Raw genomic sequence first — 19,861 nt, 5'->3', positions numbered from 1 at the left:
AACAACCCGTTACCCGGGAGACTGGGAACCAATAGATGAAGCTGAATAAAAACGGGCAGTCTCGCTGGCCCAAGAAGTTTACCGGTGGGCGTTATCCCTCACCAACCGGAATGGAGAAAAATAAGCACCGTATAAAACCCTTTATTTTAGCGAAAGTCTAAAAAAGAATCCGTGCTTCATTTACGGGTTCTATTTTATTTTATAATGAGGTTGGTATCAAAGGTAGTTATAACGAAGGACCCGCCGCAAACCTCATTTAAAAACCACTACCTCGAAGGCGGACAGACACGACCCTGTGGGGGGCTGTGCCATCGATTATGACGGGAATGAATATGCCGCAGTTCTTAAAACATTGCCTGGAATAAAAAAGACCTTCCTAAATTGAAACAGGAAGGTCATAACAGGGTCTAAGGTGTTTTTAATTTTAGTTGTTTAAAATTTAAGTCCGAACAGCTGATTGAAAGCGAAAAGGAGGAAAAAGGTGCCAAAGAACAAGGCATTTAATACCAGCATAATTTCGCGCCAGAGGGGTGCCCTAAATTCTTTTGGTATAAATTTCCGGTTAAGATAGATGGTCGTCAGAGCGGATAAGGCCAGGGTAAAATTAGCAATGTTACCGCTTAAGGCCACAAGCTTCAAAGGAACCGTGATTTTCATATATAGGAGACCCCAGATTGTGAAGATTAACAGCAGCAGGTAGTAAATTTTCCTGATATCATCCTTGGCCCAGCGCCGCACGGCCGGGGAACCGGACCAGGACATATCGGTTATCTGACGGCAGACTAGGTCCACATTACTTAGGGCCGTACTGAAAAGTATCCAGAAGCCCAAGCCCAGGGCAAAAAACCAACCTATCGGTCCGATTAAGCTTCTGAAAACCTCTCCTTGATAGGCGGCAACTCCCCACTGAGGCAAATCGCTTCCTCTGGGTATCAGGCCAGCCGCCAGGATGCCCGGCAGGAACATACCGAACATGCCGCCAACAAAGAAAACACACCATTGATCATAGCTTAAAATCTTAAACCACTGTTTCCAGGACTTCAAGTTATCTTCCGTAGGCGGTGCGACTTTACCGGAAGGGGAGACATGGACCATGGTACCGCCCACCAGTGCGGGGATGTATCCCACCTTGGCGCCCATTCCGAAACCTTTATCTCTATACCAGTTGGTAATAGCGTTGTTGCCGAAACCGCCGTACGCCGAATAGCCCGCAAGGGCGCTAAGCATGAAAATATCTACCCCTTTTGGAACATAGCCGAAGGAAACGAAGCCTTTCAAGCCTTCCGCCCAGACCCTTGCCGGCACAAAGGCAATGGCCAGCAGGCCCAAACCCAGAAAAACGATAATCATCATGGCCCAGTTGGCTATTTCCAGGGTACGTTCAACCTTACGCCCCACGGAAGTTAAAACGACGCAGGAAAGAAAAACGATGACGCCGTAGATCAAAACTAAATTTTTATCAGCATTGCCCGGAATTTTTCCTAATTGCAGTGCCGCCAGGCAGGTGGCACTGGCCAGGGCCCAGCCGGGCAAACCGCGTTCAAGGATACCCAGGAGGGACATAAGGGGGGCCCAGAATTTAGAACCGGGATTTAAACGCATGAAGCCAACAGTAATTGGTTCACCGGTATAAAGGGTGTAGCGGGCCATTTCGATATTGAGGAAAGTCTGCAGCAAAGTTGATACAGTGGTGATCCAGAGCAGGGCCAGGCCGTACTTTACAAACATGGACGGCCCGATTAACCATTCGCCGCTTCCCAGGGTACCGCCCAAAGCTATAACGCTCGGCCCCATAATAGCCAGCAAGCGGCGCAGGTTTAAAGGACTGGGTGGCTGGGGAAGGTCTTCTACCGTAAATTCGGGTCCACATCCAGGGGAAACGTTAAAAGCCCTATCATCTTTAAACATTATTGTACCTCCTTTTTTGTTATTATTATCACATCCTCTTTCTGTCTTTTAATGTTGGTATTATTGAAGGCATTACCCCTTTCTTTAAAAGTTTATGAAGAAAATGATTTAATGAATAACGTTAGACGGCATATCCCCCCCTTCAACATAATCATATGCCACCTCCCCATCTTGATATTAATTTATTTTCAGACCATATTTTTGTTGCACCGAGGTTCTGGGCCCAAACTGTTTCTCTATTAATCTACATAATAAACATTTTTTCTGCTCTATAGTAATTTTCGTTTATTTATTAGACTGATATAGTAACTAATGGGTTTAGAAAAGGATTTCATTATACGAAAATATTTATTGAAATGCTGTATACATCGGTTTTATCTATTGTCAATTTAGGGGTTTTCCTTTATAATTGTACCATACAAAATGAAAAATGATTTCGCAGGGCGAAGGGGTCCTTGAAAGTGCTACAACGGCGTAGCGCGAGGGGGCAGTGATGAAATTATATGCAACAGCCCAAAATTTTTATCGCCAGTGCCGACCCGGCTGCCCGGCAGAATTTAAAGTATTTATTGGTGCGGGAGGGCTATTTGATTGCCGGGGAAGCCCCGGACGGCAGCCAGGCCCTGCGGATGATCCGCACCCTGCAGCCTGACCTTGTAATTTTGGATAACGAGCTCCAAGGTACCACTCCTTTGGAAGTAGCCAGGATCGTCGAAGAAGATGGCGTAGCCCCGATAATTTTCCTGGCCTCTTCCTGGCATCGGAATTTGCTGGCCCATACCCACGAATTTCCGTTCTTTGCTTATTTAATTAAACCGGTGCAGGAGAACACCTTGTTACCTGCTATAGAAGCGGCCCTGGCTAATTACCAAAAAATTTGCCGCCTGCAGCAGGAAATCTTAAAGCTTAAGGAAACCCTGGCCGCCCGGAAAATAATTGAACGGGCCAAGGGGATTCTTATGGACACCATGGGATTAACGGAAGCCGAGGCCTACCGGCGCATGCAGCGTCAGAGCATGGATCGGTGCGTTCCCATGAAAAACATCGCCGAGGCGATTATCGTCGCCCACGAACTTCAGAGCGGCAGCAGTAAAGGTAAAAAGGTGGATTAACCCTTTAGGGCAACGGCGTCCTGAAGGAGAAGGGCTTATCTATCCTTCTTCGGCAGGACGCTTTTTAAGCGGTGCAAAAAGAATTTTTGTGAGGAGGATTTATATCGATGGAAGACAAAAACAAGGAAAAACGGGCGGCTGTCCTTAACCAGGCCGAAGAATGGGGGGTTAAATTTGTTCGCCTCCAGTTTACCGATATTTTCGGGGTCTTGAAAAATGTCGCCATACCGGTAAACCAGCTGCCCAAGGCTTTAAACAATGAGCTCATGTTTGACGGCTCTTCTATTGAAGGCTTTGTGCGCATCGAGGAGTCGGATATGTACCTGTATCCCGATCCAGACACCTTTGCCGTTTTCCCCTGGCGCCCCCATGATGGAGCGGTGGCCCGCCTCATCTGCGACGTTTATAACCCTGATGGTACACCCTTTGCCGGTTGTCCCCGCTGTACTTTGAAGAAGGTTATCGCTGAAGCAGCCGCCATGGGTTATACCATGAACGTCGGGCCGGAGGCCGAATTCTTTCTTTTCCATACAGATGCTTCCGGCCGACCAACCCTAACAACCCATGACCGTGCCGGTTACTTTGACCTCACCCCGGTAGACCTGGGGGAGGACGCGCGCAGGGATATGGTCCTAACCCTGGAGCAGATGGGCTTTGAAATTGAAGCCTCCCATCACGAAGTAGCCCCCGGTCAACATGAAATTGACTTTAAATACGCCGAGGCCCTGACCACGGCCGACCGCATCGCTACCTTTAAATTCGTAGTGCGGACTATTGCCCAGCGCCACGGCCTCCATGCGACCTTTATGCCCAAGCCCATTTACGGCATTAACGGTTCGGGGATGCATGTGAATATCTCACTATCGAAAAACGGACAGAATGCTTTTTACGACCCCGCCGACAGGCTGGGCTTAAGCCAGACCGCCTATCATTTCATCGCCGGAATCATGAAGCACGCCCGCGCCCTGGCGGCCGTAACCAACCCGACGGTCAATTCTTATAAACGCCTGGTTCCCGGATATGAAGCGCCGGTATATATTGCCTGGTCGCCGCGCAACCGCAGCCCTTTGATTCGGGTGCCGGCCAAACGCGGCCCTTCCACCCGCATTGAAGTGCGGCACCCGGATCCTTCCTGTAACCCCTACCTGGCCCTGGCGGTTCTTTTGAAGGCCGGCCTGGATGGGATCAAAAAGGGCCTGACCCCGCCGCCGCCTACCGATAAAAATATCTTTGCCATGACACCGGCTGAACTTCAGGCAGAAGGCATCGGCGTCCTGCCCGGAAGCCTTGATGAGGCCCTGGAAGCCCTGGCCGAAGATGAAGTTATCAAGGAAGCGTTGGGCCCCCACATTTATGAACGCCTGACCCTGGCCCAGAAACTGGAATGGGAACAATATCGTACCAGGGTGCACCAGTGGGAGATCGATCAGTATTTGACTAAGTTTTAATAGAACAAGGGAGTGAGCAACGATGCTCAGGGAAGGAGACTACCGGATACCTGCAGGATGCGCCATCAGCGGCTTTATCAATAAAGACGGCCGCAGGGTTAACGGTAATGCCATCATCCAGTCCATCGCTTTGATGCAGGAACGGTCTAACGGCCTGGGCGGCGGTTTCGCCGCCTATGGCATCTATCCGGAATACAAAGATTACTATGCCCTGCATCTCCTCTTTGAGGATAAGCTGAGCCGCAACCAGGTAGAGGAGCTGATTAAAGATAATTTTTATATTGAAGCCGAAGACCGTATCCCCACCCGTCACGTCCGGTCCATCGGCAAAGCGCCCTTGCTGTGGCGTTATTTTGTAACCCCCAGGCTGGCGAAAATCGAAGAAGCCCAGGAGACGGAAGCCGACTTCATGACCCGACTGGTCATGCGCATCAACGACAGCGTCAACGGTGCCTATGTCGTTTCCAGCGGCAAAAACATGGGAGCCTTTAAAGGAGTGGGTTATCCGGAAGATATCGGCGAGTTCTTCCGCCTGGATGAATACCAGGCCTATACCTGGATTGCCCACGGCCGCTTTCCCACCAATACCCCCGGGTGGTGGGGCGGCGCCCATCCCTTTACCCTGCTTGACTGGTCGGTAGTTCATAACGGCGAGATTTCTTCCTATGGTGCCAATCGCCGTTTTCTGGAAATGTACGGTTATAAAATGACCCTGCAGACCGATACCGAAGTAGTCGCCTACGCTATCGATTTACTAGTTCGGCGCCATAAACTGCCCCTGGAACTGGCGGCGAAGGTCCTGGCGGCTCCCTTCTGGCAGGTAATCGACCGCCTGCCGGCGGCAGAACGCGATCTTTATACCCGTCTACGGGTTGTTTACGGAAGCCTCCTGATGAACGGGCCCTTTTCCATCATTGTCGGATTCAGCGGCGGCCTTATGGCTTTGAGCGACCGCATCAAACTGCGGCCCCTGGTGGCCGCTTCCCACGGCGCCACCCTGTATGTGGCCAGCGAGGAAGCGGCCATCCGGGAAATCTGTCCCGACGTGGAACGGGTATGGTATCCGCAAGGAGGCGAGCCGGTCATCGGCTTAGTTGAGGAGGAATCCCAATGCCGACTCTCAGCCTGATGCCACCTGAATTCAGTGTGGTTCGCGACGATAACAAATGCATTAAATGCCTGGCCTGCGTGCGCCAGTGCGGCTTTGACGCGCAAAAGTACGACGCGGAAGACGACCGCCTCTATGCTATTGATGCCAACTGTGTCAACTGCCAGCGTTGCGTCAGCATCTGCCCGGCCGGGGCGCTGACTATTTATAAAAACCCGCCGCCCATGCGGCCCAATGCCCACTGGACGGAAGGACACTTACGCAACATTGTCAAGCAGGCGGAAACTGGCGGGGTGCTCCTCACCGGGATGGGGAACGACCAGCCCTTTCCTACCTATTTCGACCGGCTGCTCCTTAACGCCAGCCAGGTTACCAATCCTTCCATTGATCCCTTAAGGGAACCCATGGAGCTGCGGACTTACCTGGGCAGCCGTGCCGAGCCGGTAAGCCGAGAGGAAAGCAAGGATAAAACCAGCACCCCTCTGGTGCCCATAGAGACCCCAATCATGTTTTCCGCCATGTCCTACGGGTCCATCAGCCATGAGGCCTTTGAATCCCTGGCCCGGGCGGCAAAAGCATTTGGCACCCTGTTTAATACCGGCGAAGGCGGCCTGCCCGAGGATCTCTACGAGTATGCCGATCACGCCGTAGTCCAGGTGGCCTCGGGGCGCTTCGGCGTCCATGCCGGTTACCTGAATGCCGGGCGCGTGATCGAAATTAAAATCGGCCAGGGAGCCAAACCGGGCATCGGCGGCCACCTGCCGGGGGAAAAGATTACCGCGCCTGTGGCCGCTACGAGAATGATACCTGAAGGTACCGATGCCCTGTCACCGGCTCCCCATCATGATATCTACTCCATTGAAGACTTGAAGCAGTTAATCTTTACTTTAAAAGAAGCAACCCGTTACCAGAAACCGGTTTCCGTCAAAATCTCGGCCGTCCATAACGTGGCGGCCATTGCCAGCGGCATTGCCCGGGCCGGGGCCGATATCATCGCCATTGACGGTTTTCGCGGCGGCACTGGCGCAGCTCCTACTATGATCCGCGACCATGTGGGTATTCCCATCGAGCTGGCCATTGCCGCCGTGGACCAGCGCTTGCGCGAGGAAGGTATCCGCAACCGGGTATCCCTGGTGGCTGCCGGGGGCTTCCGCAGCAGCGCCGATGTGGTAAAGGCCATAGCCCTGGGTGCCGATGCGGTCTACATCGCTACCGCCGCCTTGATTGCCCTGGGCTGCCACCTCTGCCAGAAATGCTATACCGGCAAGTGCAGTTGGGGCATCGCCACCCAGGATCCCTATCGCAGCCGGCGCCTGAATCCGGAAATCGGCGCCGAACGCCTTTACAACCTGCTGCGGGGTTGGTCCCATGAAATCAAAGAAATGCTGGGCGGCATGGGCATCAACTCCATTGAAAGCCTGCGCGGCAACCGCCTGCACCTGCGGGGCGTAGGCTTGAACGAAGTGGAATTGAAGCTCCTGGGTGTCAAACACGCCGGCGAAGGAATGTAGCAGGGGAGGGAACATCGGTGAAAAAAGTTTATGCCCGGCCGGCCTATTGTATGAACTGTCACCTCTGCGAAGTGAACTGCATTGTAGCCCATTCCCGCAGCCGCGACCTTTTTCGGGCCTATAAGCGCGAAAATTTAAGGGGTACAGCGCGGCTGATTGTGGAAGAGCGGTTGCCCCTCTCGGTAGCCGTTCAGTGCCGCCACTGCGATGACCCCCGCTGTGTGGCCGGCTGCATCTCCGGCGCCATGGTCAAAGATCCGGAGACGGGAATTGTTTACTGCCAGGAAGATAAATGCGTGGGGTGCTGGACCTGTGTGGTCGGCTGTCCCTTTGGCGCCATTCGCCCGGGGGAGAAAAACGGCCGCCCCGTACCCTTAAAATGCGACCTCTGTCGGGAGGCTGAGGGGCCGGCCTGCGTGGCCGGTTGTCCCAACCGGGCCCTCGTCTTTGAGGAAAGGAGGGCAGGGGCATGAACTACGTCATTATCGGCAATTCCATAGCGGCCGTCAACGCCGTTGCCGGAATCCGGGAGTATGACCGGGAAGGCTCCATTACCATCGTCTCGGCGGAAAACTATTATGCCTATGGCCGGCCCCTGATTTCCTACTGGCTGGAAAAGCGGGTCCAGGACCAGGATATGCCCTACCGGCCGCAAGAGTTTTATGAAAAAAATTGCGTCCGCGTCATCCTGGGACGCCGGGCCGTAAAACTGGACCCGGAAGCCTGCCAGGTCCACCTGGATAACGGTGAGAAGCTTCCCTACGACCGTTTGCTCCTCGCCACCGGCGGTCGACCTTTTGTACCGCCCATCGACGGGTTGACGTCGGCTGACTATTTTACCTTTATTAATTATGACGACGTTCGGCGCCTGGAGGCTTTTGCCATCCCCGGGCGGGAAGCTGTCATTCTGGGGGCCGGGCCCACGGGCCTCAAGGCCATGGAGAGCCTGGTGCAGCGGGGCGTCAAAGTAACGCTGGTAGAGCTGGCCGACCGCATCTGGGCACCGGCCCTGGATGAGGAAGCGGCAAGCATGATTGCCACCTTCCTGCAGGATAAAGGTGTCAATCTTTATTTAAATGATACCCTGACGCGCGTCTACCGGGAGGCAGACGACCGCCTTCACCTGGAGCTTAAATCCGGCAGGGAACTCCAGGCCGACATCCTGGTGATGGCCATCGGCGTGCGGCCCAACGTTGAGCTGCTCGAGGGTTTACCCGGGGTGACCATTAACCGCGGCGTCGTTGTGGGACCGGACCTCAGCACCGGCTTACCCGGCGTTTATGCCGCCGGGGATGTGGTGGCCGGCAGTCCGCCTCTACTACCCCATGCCGCCATCCAGGGGAAAATAGCCGGCCGCAATATGGCCGGAGCACGGGAGATCTATCAACCCTTACCGCCCTATAACGCCCTCGGTTTCCTAGGACTGCATATTATCAGCATGGGTAACAGTGCTGCCGACGAGGGATATGAAGTCCTGACGGAAATAGACCCTGCCGCCCTGGTCTACCGCAAGCTTGTCTTAAAGGATAACCGCCTGGACGGCGTGCTGCTGATCAATAAAATCGACCACCGGGCCGGCATCTACCGCCAGTTGCTCGAAGAAGGCCTTGAGGTCGCGCCCTTTAAAGATGCATTGTTGCGGCCGGATTTCGGTCTCTTGAATTTGCCGGAAATCATCTGGCGGCAAAAGCTGGCAGAGTGAGGTGAAGGGAATTTTTATGAAAACATTGAATGCCAAGGGTCTGTCTTATCAAGCCTTGAATGATTCCATCAGGACCCTCCTGGATAACGGCTGTCGGGAACTGGTTTTAAAAAACGTCAACGGCCAGCGTTACATCGGTGCCGGGGTCCGGGGCCGGGCCAGGCTGGAGATTCACGGCGTGCCTGGCAACAACCTGGCGGCCCTGATGGACGGGCTGGAAATAGAGGTTTTCGGGAATGCCCAGGACGGAGTAGGCAACACCATGAACGACGGCACGGTAATTATCCACGGCAACGCCACCGACATAGTCGGTTACTCCATGCGCGGCGGCCGCATCTTCATCCGTGGCAATGCCGGCTACCGGGTGGGTATCCACATGAAGGCCTTCCGGGAGAAAAAACCTTTAATTGTCATCGGCGGCAAGGCCGGGGATTTTTTCGGCGAGTATATGGCCGGCGGTACCCTGGTCCTCCTGGGACTGGATTTGCAACCCGGGGAAGCCATGGTGGGTAATTATGTAGGCACCGGGATGCACGGCGGCGAGATCTTTATCCGCGGTCAGGTAGATCCCTTTTACCTGGGGAAAGAAGTCAAAGCAGTACCGCTTACGGCCGCCGACCAGGAACGCCTGCGGGAAATTGTGGGCGATTTTGCCCGTTATTTCGACCTGGAGGCCGAAAAGATTCTGGCCGAGCCTTTTACCAAGTTTATACCCTACAATAAACGGCCGTATGGTACCTTATATGCTTATTGAGTTGAACTATTTGCACTAAAAAGCCATCTGCCGACGCGCAGATGGCTTTTTAGTAATCCGGGGAGCGCAATCAAATTTTCTCGAAGGCATCCTTGCCGGCGCCGCAGATGGGGCAGGCCCAGTCGCCAGGCAGGTCCTCAAAGGGTGTACCCGAAGCAATGCCGTGTTCCGGGTCGCCCTGGGTCGGGTCATAGATATAATTGCAGATAGTGCACCGGTACCTGGGTGCAGCGGCTGCCGGCCCGCTTTCCACCCGGGCGGCCGCGAAGGTAGGCGCCGTTTGCGGGGTCGTACCGCGCTTGACCTGATGGTAGTAAGCATAGGTCATGGGCTCACCCTGGCGCAAGACGGCGGCGTCCCTCAAAGTGCCGATAAATATGCTGTGGGTGCCGGCGTCGACCGTCTGATTTACTTCAGCCTCAAGGTAGGCCAGGGTGTCCTCAGCCAGGTAAGGAAGTCCTCCCTGCGTTAACTTGTAGTTTAAGCCGGCAAATTTGTCTACCTCGCGTCCGGATTTGAAGCCGAACCGGCCGATGAGGGAAAGGGGGGCCTCCCTGGCCAGGACCGAGACGGCAAAGTTCCGTCCGGCCTGGATGAATTCATGGGTCAGGTTTTGCTTATTAATGCTGACGGCAACCGTCGGCGGTGCCGAGGAAATCTGAAAGACGGTGTTGGCAACCTGGCCGTTTAAGCGGTCGTCCTTTTTTGCCGTGACGATGTACAACCCGTAAGAGATAGTATATAGGGCTTTGGTATCCAAAATGTTCCCTCCTTGTTAATCCTTGATTCTGGTCGCCATTTCCCGCCCCAGTTCGTAGCAACGTTGCAGGTCTTCGGTCTTGGGAACCCACTTCACCGTGGGGCCGGGCTCGGCAAAGAGCTCGATTTTGGCGGCCTTCAGGCGCTCCTCCAGGATCTTCTGGGCGCCGCCGCCCCAGCCGTAAGCGCCGAAGGCCAGGCCGATTTTATTTTTTGGTCTTAAGCCTACCAGGTCATCCAGGAGGGGAGAAACCACCGGCAGGATGTCGTTATTGATGGTCGGCGAGCCCACCAGGACGGCGCGGGCATCGAGGATCTCCTTGATAATGTCGTTGCGGTCGGATACGGAGAGCTTGAAAAGCTTGACCTCGCAGCCACCGGCCACCAGGCCGTCCAGGAGGGCATAAGCCATCTTTTCCGTACTCAACCACATGGTATCGTAGGCAATAACGGCTTTCGCCGTACCTTTGCCTTCAGCCCAGCGGGTGTAGGCCTCAATGATTCGGTTGGGATTCTGCCGCCAGATAATACCGTGGCTGGGGGCAATAGTTTTAATATTTATGTTCATTTTCTGAATTTCTTCCAGCTTTTTAGTAATCAAGTTACTAAAGGGCATGAGGATGTTGGCGTAATACTTGGCTGCCTCATCCATGACAATTCCTACATCTACTTGATCGTCGAAGCGAACGCTGGAAGCGAAGTGCTGGCCGAAGGCATCGTTGGGCAGCAGCAGGGCCTCTTCGGGTATATATGTAAACATGCTGTCGGGCCAGTGGAGCATAGGGGCTTCAATAAATGTAAGGGTTCGTTTGCCCAGGCTGATGCTGGTTCCCGTTTTGACGATGGTATACTGGAAATCAAGATGCGGGTAATGATCCTTCAGGCTCTCATAACCACGCTGAGTACAGAGGACATGGGCGCTGGGGCAGAGGTCCATGATGGCCGGAAAGGCGCCGGCATGGTCGCTTTCAGTGTGGTTGACCACCAGGTAGTCGATTTTCATCGGGTCCTGGATCTGCTTCAGTTTGGCAATTAATTCTCCTTGAAAGGGTTCGTAAACGGTGTCCACCAGGGCGGTTTTTTCGTCGACAATATAGTAGGCATTATATGTAGTACCCCGGTGGGTGGAAAAGGCGGGGCCATGAAAGTAGCGGATGTTCCAGTCGATGGCCCCCACCCAGTAAATACCTTCCGCAATGGTAACGGGCTGGCCCATGGTTTCTTAATCATCCTTTCGGTTTATTTTTTGCAAGCATCGCCTGGCATAGGAGCCAGGTGCAACTTTATATTATCCGTAAGACAGGGGCGGCTACTTAATCATCCAGTGCGAGCTTTATTACCTCGGCTTTCACTCGGCCAAGGGCGTTAAGCTCATCCCTTAGCTGCTGGACCTGGACTTCGGGAGCGCATAACTGCAGGATAATCAAGCCTTCGTCACTACAGGCCTCAGTTTCGTGGAGGCCAAGGCGCACCCGAATAATACAGCCATACTTTGTTAAAATCTCCTGAACTTTAGTCGCCGTTTCACGCCGGCTATCAACCAGGATGGCCATACCACTCCTTAATAATTTTCCACGTGTAGTTCAAAGAACGCCTGGGGATGGGCACAGGCGGGACATATTTCTGGGGCCGCGTTGCCCTCGTGTATATAACCGCAGTTGCGGCAACGCCAGGTCACCTTTTCTTCCCGCTTAAAGACACGATTGTTTTCTATATTAGCCAGCAGGGCGCGGAAGCGTTCTTCGTGTCCTTTTTCAGCCCGGGCAATGGCCCGAAAAACGGCGGCTATTTCCTTGAAACCTTCTTCTTCAGCCACCTGGGCAAACTCTGGATACATGGTGGCATGCTCGTGATTTTCTCCATCGGCGCTGGCGGCAAGATTTACAGCCGTATTAGAGATAGTACCTGCCGGGAAAGCGGCGCTAATTTCTACTTCGCCGCCTTCCAGGAATTTAAAGAGACGCTTGGCATGTTCCTTTTCGTTATCGGCCGTCTCTAAAAAGATGGCTGCTATTTGCTCATAGCCTTCTTTTTTGGCCTGGCTGGCATAATAAGTATAACGGTTGCGAGCCTGGGACTCGCCGGCAAAGGCCGTCAGCAGGTTTTTTTCGGTGCGAGAACCTTTAATATTTGACATTTTACTCTTCCTCCTTATTTAGTTTTCGACGTCATTTTACCTTGCCAAAGTTAGGAAGTCAAGATAAGCTATTTTTTGTTAATAAAAAACTTTATATTTTGTTTTATGGAGAAGGAGAAATGAAAAAAATGGCGAATTAATAATTAAAAATAGTAATTTTTATCTTTAAGGGGTGCAAACATGACAGCAATCGGCCAAATTTATAAGTGCAACGTTTGTGGTAATATCGTTGAGGTTCTCCATCCCGGAGTTGGGTCCCTGGTCTGCTGCGGCAAACCCATGGAGTTGATGAACGAGAACACCGTAGACGCCAGCAAGGAAAAGCATGTACCGGTAGTTACTAAAGTTGATGGCGGTTTTAAAGTGACCGTTGGCAGTGTTCCCCATCCAATGGAAGAAAAGCATTACATTGAGTGGATCGAGCTCCAGGCCGGCGGCCAGGTCTTGCGGCAGCACCTGGACCCCGGCGACGCTCCCGAGGCAGTTTTTTGTACTGAATCCAGGAGTGCCACGGCCCGCGCCTATTGCAACCTGCACGGCCACTGGAAATCAAATTATGAATATGAGTAAACGATGGGAGGTTAGTAGCAGTTACCAACAGATTAATAAATAATGACAAAACATAACAAAAAGCTTACCATAAAGTTATGGAACTATTAACCATCAGCAAAGCGGCAAAAAAAATTGGGAGTCCATCCCAACAGCCTGCGCAACTGGGAAAAGCGGGGCTTAATCAAGCCTGTGCGTTTGCCTGGAGGCCAGCGCCGGTACTCCATGGATGAACTCAATAAGCTTCTACAGTCCGGCCAATTGACTGGCGAACGCGAGGCAGTCGTGCTGTACGCTCGGGTGTCCACCAAAAAGCAGGCCGACGCCGGCAACCTGGAACGACAAATGGAGCGGTTGCGCCAGTATGCCAAAGAACACGGTTTTGCTATCATGGCAGAATTTGCGGACGTGGCTAGCGGCTTGAACCAGAAGCGCCGTGGCCTGGCCAACGCACTCAAGTTAGCCGAGCAGGGTGAGTATAAGAAACTTATTATTGAGTACCCCGACCGGCTGGCCCGTTTCGGATATTCGTACATTGAGCGTCATTTAAAATATTGCGGCGTAGAAATAATCGCCATAGCGGAAAAAGAGCCGGAAGACGCTCAAAGCGAATTGGTGAAAGATTTGCTGGCCATAGTCACGTCATTTTCTGCCCGGTTATACGGGGCCAGGGGCGGCAAAAAAGTGAGGCAGGGGTTTCGGGAACTAATCGCGGGAGTGGAGCTGGATGAAGAAACAGCGAAAGAACAAAAAGAGAATGAGTGAACTTAACGGCGGTCTTAAGTATACCATCTGCGGCGAGTGGTTTCCGGAAGCTTACCCCGCTTACCGGTCCAAGAAATGGGGCCGGGGGGATGAAGACCCGCTGGATACTGAGATGCGGCTTTTCTGCGCCTGCGAGCGCTGGGCCTTCAACCGGCTTATGGAAGGCCGTTCCCGGGAAGAACTCAAACAAGAAGGCCAGCGGGTATTCGGCTTAAACTCCCGCTATTGTGACGACGCCATACTGAAAGCGAGGGCTATCATAGAATCGCAAAAGGAACTCCTAGCGTTAGAAATCGAGGAAACAGAAACCAAGCTGAGCCGGGCCAAAAAGAAATTCCACTGGGCTGCAAAGGTCCTGGACAAAGCGATCAAGGCCAAAGACCCGGCAAAAATCGAGAAAACCAAACGTATTCTCCACGGCCGCAAAGCCCGGGTCAAAAAGCTTGCCGCCAAACTGGCCGAACTCCAGAAACATGAAGCCAACGGCACTATCCCCAAGGTAGTATTCGGGGGACGGGCCTTATGGCGGCAGATCTGCCGGGGCAAGACCAGCCGGGAAGAATGGCGCCACACCCGGCAGAACCGGTTATACGCCCGGGGCGACGAAACAAAAGGCGGCAACCCCAACATGAAGGTGGCTTACCAGGAGGGGAGATTTACCCTGGCAGTCACTATTTCCCATTTATCCGAGCAAAAAGGTACTGACAGCAAAGGAAGGCCCATAATGACCAGGGCACCGCGGGTGGAAGGAGAGCTCTGGCTGCCGGAAAAACACCGGCTCAAGGTGTGGGGGTTGCTTCTTTCCGGCGCACCCTATAACGTTGAATTGATTAGATGCCGGGACAACCGGTACAGGGTCCATATCGCCTTCACCGTGACGGCGCCTGAATTGGTGACCGACCCCAACCGCGGCTACCTTGGGATAGACACCAACCCAGATGGGGTAGCTCTGGCTAACGTTAATTATTTTGGCCAGCCCGAGCCCTGGCCGGAAGGCTTCACTGTTCCTTATCCCAAAGCCTTGCACAAGTTTGCCGGAGAGTTTCAGACGATAGTACACCCGAACGGTTTCCTTTACCTCAAGATACCGGAACTGGCTTACAGCCGCAGTTTTAGACGTACTTACCTCATCGGCGTTCTGGCCCAGGTAGTGGTGAACATCGCCAGAGTTTTAGGCAAATCTATCGCTATAGAAGACCTGGGCTTCGGCAAAGACCGGCTGGACACCGATAAAAAGTTCAACCGCATGGCGGCCAATTTTCCTTACCGGAAGATAACCGAAGCTATTATCCGTAAAGCCTACAAAGAAGGCGTCGGCGTAAAGCCGGTCCGGCCAGCTCACACTTCCACCATCGGCTATTGGAAATACATGGAGCGGTACGGGGTAACTATCCACCATGCCGCCGCATTGGCAATCGCCCGCCGGGCAATAGGTTTTAAAGAACACATCACCAAAGAGTTAAAACAAAAAATCCAAGCCATTAAAGAAAAGCTGAACCAAAAGGCGAATTCCTTACCTGGGGAAGGAAAAGGGATGACCCGAAAGGTGAAGCAGCAAATCATGCGGCTGGGCGAAAAGGTTTCCGTTCATAACGGCTTAGACCGCTATAAACAGGAATCCTTTTATTCTGTCTGGCATGACTTGAAGCAGCTCGCTTTATCAAGTAGGTGACCCCGTTAGCCGGTATCGGACAAACCGGTAGGCCGCATCTAACAGATCGCGCGGAGGCGTCCGGCACCTGAAAGAATAAAGTGCTGGACCACTTGACGGTCAACGCAAGGCGGGAACTTTTATGGTTCTCCTTAAGGCCGCGCCTTGCGCCCGTGAAGTGCCGTTCTCCCGTCCGGGTGAGACTCCCGGGGCCGAGGTCTCCCTGTCGCGCAGCCTGCTCCCAGGGGCAGGCAAATCAAATCCGAAAGGAGCGAAAAGCCTGGTCATGGGGAGGCCGCCTAATAAGGATTGACATGATGTGTCAGTAATTGTTAGGTTTTTTGAACCAGGAATAAGCAATGGAAAAATACATTTGTACGGTATGCGGTTATGTCTACGACCCGGTCGAAGGCGACCCGGAAAACGGCATCCCTGCGGGAACGCCCTTTGGCGAATTACCGGAAGAGTGGGTATGCCCGGTTTGCAGTGTAGGCAAAGAACTGTTTGAGCCTGAAGCATAGACGGAGGTACATAGACATGAACAAGTGGCGTTGTTCCGCGTGCGGTTATGCCTTTGAAGGCGAAGCGCCGCCGGAGAAATGTCCTTCCTGCCAGTCGGTTTGCAGTTTTGTGGACGCCAACTGCTATATACCGGACTGCGGGGGCGGGTCCTTGTAGCACTTGCGAGGGTCAAGTGCGCTAGAAGACGATAAATACTATACCAGTAAAGGGGTGGCTTATGTTCCACGCCAGCGAAGTCTTCGCATTTGCCCGGGCCATTGAACAAAAGGGCCAGGCCTTTTATCAAGCTATGGCTGCCAGCGCCCGGGATGATAGAGCCCGCAAGCTTTTCCAACGTTTGGCCTTAGAAGAAGGCCAGCATATCCTGGATTTTGAGCAACTAGCTTCTAAAGCAACTCCATACGATCCCCCGGAGTCTTACCCGGGGGAGTATGAGGCCTACATGCAGGCCCTGGTGGATAGCAATGTTTTCCATAAGGACCTGCATCCTGAGACCCTAGCCAAGCAGATTACCAATGATGAAGAGGCCCTGAATTTCGCCATCCAGTTTGAAAAGGATGCCCTGCTGTTTTTCAGCGGCTTAAAGAACCTTGTATCTGTAACTGAGACTGCAATGATTGATGAGTTGTTACGCCAGGAAAGGCGGCACCTGTGCGATCTGCACAGCGCCTTGCAGAATAAATAATTTTACTTGCTCCGGGTTGCGCCAGAATCGCCCCTTGACAACGCCATTTGTCAGGTGTTATACTTTTCTTTGCACAGAGGAAAAACGGGGCGTAGCTCAGTTTGGCTAGAGCGCTACCTTGGGGTGGTAGAGGTCGCTGGTTCAAGTCCAGTCGCTCCGACCATTTTTACAGGACGCTGTAAAGGCGTCTTTTTTTATGTTCGTTTATTTATTACACGCTTGTTTCGGGTGTATAAAACGATTAGCCGCAAATAATAAGTTTGATAAAGGATTAAATTTTAAGGAGGATGCGATTTTGCGCGTTGGCTTAATAGGCTTAGGCAAAATGGGCCTCAACCTGGCCCTCAATATGCTGGATCATGGTCACGAAGTGATAGGGTATGCCCGTACGAAGGCTACCGTCGATTATGCTGCGGCGCAAGGAATTAAAGGCGCCTATAGTTTGGGAGAAATGGTAGACCTACTTAAGACGCCGCGTTTGGTCTGGTTGATGATCCCTGCCGGCCCAGCCGTGGATGAGGTTATCGAGCATTTGTTACCTTTGCTATCTCCAGGTGATATAATCGTCGACGGGGGTAACTCTCATTATAAGGACACCCTGCGGCGTTACGAATATTTGAAGGCCAGGGGTATTCGCTTCGCCGATTCTGGTACCAGCGGCGGGATGGAGGGGGCCCGCTACGGTGCCTGCTGCATGGTGGGGGCCGAGGATGAAGTTTTTGCCTACCTCGAGCATTTGTTTAAGGATATAACAGTTCCCGGGGGTTACCTGCACACCGGTCCTCCCGGCAGCGGTCACTATGTCAAAATGGTCCATAACGGCATCGAATACGGCATGATGCAGGCCATCGGCGAAGGAATGGAAGTTCTGGCTAAAGGGCCCTTTAAACTGGATCTCAGGGCCGTGGCCGGGGTCTGGCGTCATGGTTCGGTAATCCGCGGCTGGCTTATGGATCTTATGGAAAAGGCCCTCAGCAAGGACGTCACTTTGGAAAGCATTAAAGACATCGCCTATTCATCCGGTGAGGGTCTGTGGACGGTAGAAGAAGCCCTGCGCCTGAAAGTACCGGCACCGGTAATCACGGCAGCCCTGCAGATGCGTTACCGCTCCGAGCAGGAGGAGAGCTTCGCCACCAAGGTGGTGGCCGCTCTGCGCCATGAATTCGGCGGACACGAGGTGGCCCGAAAATAGCCCCTCAACTTTATCCGACAAGGCGCGCGATTTTTAGTTGACAATAAGGGGGAGTGGGGGTACAATTGGATTTGATTGATGTCATGCCCCACTTTTATCCTAGAGGAGGAATGATAATTGCGCGCATTGGGCCGTCATGTTTTAGCTGAGGTTTATGGTTGCAGCTTCGAGATTTTAAATGACATCAAAAAGATCGAGGAAATCATGGTAAAAGCCGCTCTAGAGGCCGGCGCAGAAATTCGCGAAGTCTGCTTCCATAAATTCAGCCCTCAGGGTGTCAGCGGCGTGGTGGTCATTTCCGAATCGCACCTGGCAATCCACACGTGGCCGGAGTTAGGGTATGCTGCCGTAGACGTGTTTACCTGTGGTGAAAGGGTAAACCCCTGGGATGCCTGCAGGTATTTAACCGAACAGTTCCAGGCCAGCGAAGTTCACGCTACCGAAATTGAACGGGGCGTCCTGGAACCTCCTCGGGCGGCAGCGGTAAATCTGTAGGAGGGATATTTATTTTATTACCTACATGTAAAGGTAGTAGCGAAGGTAGGTGCTGACAGGCCCTTGCAGGAAGGAAACTTGCAGGGCCTGTAGTGTTTTCGTAATCAAAACCAGCAGGAATATGTTTTAAAGTATAGAATAACTAAAAGATAATCATTTTCTTTTAGGAGGGCCGGAGTTGACCGCCCTATTCGAACTGTTGCGACCGGAACTGCAAATGGTGCATCTGCGCCTGGAAAGGGAAACCCGCCTGCAGAAGCAGGGGCTGCCGGCCGTAACTATGCCTGTTCTCAATCCCTTAGACGAAGATTTCCTGCCTGCCCTGGTCCTTTTAAGTGCCCATACCCAAGGATATTCCGGTTCTAGGGCTCTATCCCTGGCAGCCGTTTTTCAGTTTATCTTCCTCGCCTCCTTGATGCATAGCGACGTTAAAGATGAAGTAGCCGTGCAAACCCTGGTGGGCGATTATTTCTATGCCCGCTTTTTAGATCTTTTATGTCGCGACGGTAATCTCCAATTTTTAGTACCGCTTTCCCGGTTGATCTGCCAAATTCATCTTGATGCCGCCGGACGGCATGAAAAGTCTGTTTCCGCTGACGGGTCGCATTTGCGAGAATACCTGGCTACTATGGCAACTTATTTGGGCAGTCAGTTGGGTAAAGTCGAGCCCCAGAAGGTCGAGGCCTGGAAAGAAATCGGTATGTTTTTAGGCAAATTGTGGAACGGGCAGCCTGTTAAGGTAAAAGCCGGCCAGGCTATAGAAAAATTGGCACCCAAAGCAGTCAAGGACTTGCTGGTAGAACTGGTTTTTCATTTAAGCGAAAAACTACCTGCCAAACAGGTGATGGCCCTGTGACCGGTAAAGAAGAATATGTCCGCGGAATTTTTAACGCCATAGCCCCCCGCTATGATTTGCTCAATACTATTCTCAGTTTTAACTGCGATCGCAGGTGGCGCCGCTTTACGGTGGCTCAGACCGGCCTGAAACCTGGGTACAAGGCCCTGGACGTCTGCTGTGGTACCGGCATGCTGTCCTTAGAGCTGGCCCGGGCCGTGGCTCCCGATGGTCAGGTGGTGGGGCTGGATTTTTCCCCGCGAATGCTGGAGATCGCCTCTTCCCGTTTGGCCAACGATCCTAATGGACACCTGGTTCGTCTGGTGGAAGGTAATGCCATAGACCTCCCTTTTCCGGATAACTCCTTTGATTGCGCTACGATAGCCTTTGGATTGCGTAACCTTCCCGATATTAAAAAAGGGCTTGCAGAAATGAGGCGAGTAGTCCGTCCGGGGGGACGGGTAGTATCGCTGGAATTAGCCAAGCCGACATTGCCTTTTTTTAAACAACTTTATTACCTGTACTTTGATTACCTGGTGCCGCTAATAGGGCGCCTGGGGGTTGGTCTAGACGGCCCCTATAGCTATTTGCCACGATCCCTTAAGGGTTATCCCCACCAGGCGGAAATACTGCAATATTTCCGCGAACTGGGCCTTGACAACGCCCGTTATTTTGAATTGACAGGTGGGATTGTGGCTGTCCACGTGGGTATTAAGAGATAAGGTTGC

General features: G+C 52.8%; 22 protein-coding genes and 1 tRNA gene. 18 read left to right on the top strand and 5 right to left on the bottom strand.

Going from position 1 to position 19,861, the window contains the following annotated elements; all coding sequences use genetic code 11:
- Positions 1–432: 432 nt before the first annotated feature.
- A complete protein-coding gene (locus tag MHFGQ_RS07090; protein ID WP_106004652.1) occupies positions 433–1,908 on the bottom strand; it encodes an Nramp family divalent metal transporter in 1,476 nt (491 codons plus the stop codon).
- A 503-nt stretch (positions 1,909–2,411) separates the two neighbouring features.
- Here MHFGQ_RS07090 and MHFGQ_RS07085 point away from each other — a divergent pair.
- The 7 genes from MHFGQ_RS07085 (at position 2,412) to MHFGQ_RS07055 (ending at position 9,543) form a co-directional block, all read left to right on the top strand.
- A complete protein-coding gene (locus MHFGQ_RS07085) occupies positions 2,412–3,020 on the top strand; it encodes an ANTAR domain-containing response regulator (protein ID WP_106004651.1) in 609 nt (202 codons plus the stop codon).
- A 107-nt stretch (positions 3,021–3,127) separates the two neighbouring features.
- Positions 3,128–4,468, top strand: coding sequence for a type I glutamate--ammonia ligase (gene glnA / locus MHFGQ_RS07080; RefSeq protein ID WP_106004650.1), 1,341 nt, complete (start codon positions 3,128–3,130; stop codon positions 4,466–4,468).
- 22 nt (positions 4,469–4,490) lie between these two features.
- Positions 4,491–5,597: a class II glutamine amidotransferase gene (locus MHFGQ_RS07075; protein ID WP_106004649.1), complete on the top strand. Its 1,107-nt coding sequence runs from the start codon at positions 4,491–4,493 to the stop codon at positions 5,595–5,597.
- The gene (locus MHFGQ_RS07070) at positions 5,579–7,087 is read left to right on the top strand and encodes a glutamate synthase-related protein (protein WP_106004648.1); all 1,509 of its coding nucleotides are present in this window, start codon (positions 5,579–5,581) and stop codon (positions 7,085–7,087) included. The genes MHFGQ_RS07075 and MHFGQ_RS07070 overlap by 19 nt, the downstream gene beginning before the upstream one ends.
- Before the next feature lie 17 nt (positions 7,088–7,104).
- A complete protein-coding gene (locus tag MHFGQ_RS07065) occupies positions 7,105–7,560 on the top strand; it encodes a 4Fe-4S dicluster domain-containing protein (RefSeq protein ID WP_106004647.1) in 456 nt (151 codons plus the stop codon).
- A complete protein-coding gene (locus MHFGQ_RS07060) occupies positions 7,557–8,789 on the top strand; it encodes an NAD(P)/FAD-dependent oxidoreductase (protein WP_106004646.1) in 1,233 nt (410 codons plus the stop codon). Before MHFGQ_RS07065 ends, MHFGQ_RS07060 begins: the two co-directional genes overlap by 4 nt.
- 16 nt (positions 8,790–8,805) lie before the next feature.
- On the top strand, positions 8,806–9,543 hold the full coding sequence (locus tag MHFGQ_RS07055) for a hypothetical protein (protein ID WP_106004773.1): 738 nt from the start codon (positions 8,806–8,808) through the stop codon (positions 9,541–9,543).
- Between the two features lie 70 nt (positions 9,544–9,613).
- Here the strand turns inward: MHFGQ_RS07055 and MHFGQ_RS07050 are convergent, their stop codons facing one another.
- From MHFGQ_RS07050 to rbr, 4 genes are all read right to left on the bottom strand, one after another.
- Complete coding sequence (locus MHFGQ_RS07050) at positions 9,614–10,303, bottom strand: flavin reductase (protein WP_106004645.1); 690 nt, start codon at positions 10,301–10,303, stop codon at positions 9,614–9,616.
- A 15-nt stretch (positions 10,304–10,318) separates the two neighbouring features.
- The gene (gene fprA, locus MHFGQ_RS07045) at positions 10,319–11,518 is read right to left on the bottom strand and encodes a nitric oxide reductase FrpA (protein ID WP_106004644.1); all 1,200 of its coding nucleotides are present in this window, start codon (positions 11,516–11,518) and stop codon (positions 10,319–10,321) included.
- A 97-nt stretch (positions 11,519–11,615) separates the two neighbouring features.
- Positions 11,616–11,855: a hypothetical protein gene (locus MHFGQ_RS07040; RefSeq protein ID WP_106004643.1), complete on the bottom strand. Its 240-nt coding sequence runs from the start codon at positions 11,853–11,855 to the stop codon at positions 11,616–11,618.
- An 8-nt stretch (positions 11,856–11,863) separates the two neighbouring features.
- On the bottom strand, positions 11,864–12,439 hold the full coding sequence (gene rbr / locus MHFGQ_RS07035; protein WP_106004642.1) for a rubrerythrin: 576 nt from the start codon (positions 12,437–12,439) through the stop codon (positions 11,864–11,866).
- A 180-nt stretch (positions 12,440–12,619) separates the two neighbouring features.
- On the opposite strand from rbr, the gene MHFGQ_RS07030 reads away from it, so the two are divergent.
- The 11 genes from MHFGQ_RS07030 (at position 12,620) to MHFGQ_RS06980 (ending at position 19,855) form a co-directional block, all read left to right on the top strand.
- Positions 12,620–13,009 carry a desulfoferrodoxin gene (locus MHFGQ_RS07030; RefSeq protein ID WP_106004641.1) on the top strand — a complete coding sequence of 130 codons (390 nt, stop codon included), beginning with the start codon at positions 12,620–12,622 and terminating at the stop codon, positions 13,007–13,009.
- A 114-nt stretch (positions 13,010–13,123) separates the two neighbouring features.
- Positions 13,124–13,753, top strand: a complete 630-nt coding sequence (locus MHFGQ_RS07025; RefSeq protein ID WP_343105495.1) for an IS607 family transposase — start codon at positions 13,124–13,126, stop codon at positions 13,751–13,753.
- Positions 13,716–15,425, top strand: a complete 1,710-nt coding sequence (locus MHFGQ_RS07020; RefSeq protein ID WP_343105494.1) for an IS200/IS605 family accessory protein TnpB-related protein — start codon at positions 13,716–13,718, stop codon at positions 15,423–15,425. Before MHFGQ_RS07025 ends, MHFGQ_RS07020 begins: the two co-directional genes overlap by 38 nt.
- 338 nt (positions 15,426–15,763) lie before the next feature.
- Complete coding sequence (gene rd, locus MHFGQ_RS07015; RefSeq protein ID WP_106005652.1) at positions 15,764–15,925, top strand: rubredoxin; 162 nt, start codon at positions 15,764–15,766, stop codon at positions 15,923–15,925.
- Between the two features lie 16 nt (positions 15,926–15,941).
- Positions 15,942–16,082, top strand: coding sequence for a rubredoxin-like domain-containing protein (locus MHFGQ_RS07010; RefSeq protein ID WP_170066301.1), 141 nt, complete (start codon positions 15,942–15,944; stop codon positions 16,080–16,082).
- A gap of 61 nt (positions 16,083–16,143) precedes the next feature.
- Entirely contained in the window at positions 16,144–16,611 is a 468-nt protein-coding gene (locus MHFGQ_RS07005; RefSeq protein ID WP_106005653.1) for a ferritin-like domain-containing protein, read from the top strand.
- A gap of 85 nt (positions 16,612–16,696) precedes the next feature.
- Positions 16,697–16,774 (top strand) — tRNA-Pro (locus tag MHFGQ_RS07000).
- 132 nt (positions 16,775–16,906) lie between these two features.
- The gene (gene gnd, locus MHFGQ_RS06995) at positions 16,907–17,803 is read left to right on the top strand and encodes a phosphogluconate dehydrogenase (NAD(+)-dependent, decarboxylating) (RefSeq protein WP_106005654.1); all 897 of its coding nucleotides are present in this window, start codon (positions 16,907–16,909) and stop codon (positions 17,801–17,803) included.
- A gap of 117 nt (positions 17,804–17,920) precedes the next feature.
- A complete protein-coding gene (gene speD, locus MHFGQ_RS06990; RefSeq protein ID WP_106005655.1) occupies positions 17,921–18,298 on the top strand; it encodes an adenosylmethionine decarboxylase in 378 nt (125 codons plus the stop codon).
- Positions 18,299–18,476: 178 nt separating this feature from the next.
- The gene (locus tag MHFGQ_RS06985; protein ID WP_106005656.1) at positions 18,477–19,154 is read left to right on the top strand and encodes a hypothetical protein; all 678 of its coding nucleotides are present in this window, start codon (positions 18,477–18,479) and stop codon (positions 19,152–19,154) included.
- Positions 19,151–19,855, top strand: a complete 705-nt coding sequence (locus tag MHFGQ_RS06980) for a demethylmenaquinone methyltransferase (protein ID WP_106005657.1) — start codon at positions 19,151–19,153, stop codon at positions 19,853–19,855. The genes MHFGQ_RS06985 and MHFGQ_RS06980 overlap by 4 nt, the downstream gene beginning before the upstream one ends.
- Positions 19,856–19,861: the final 6 nt, after the last annotated feature.

It is taken from the genome of Moorella humiferrea (assembly GCF_039233145.1).
GTDB classification, from domain to species: Bacteria; Bacillota; DSM-521; order Neomoorellales; family Neomoorellaceae; genus Neomoorella; species Neomoorella humiferrea.
The sequence above is the reverse complement of the archived record's forward strand: the minus strand, read 5'-3'. Positions and strand labels throughout refer to the sequence as shown.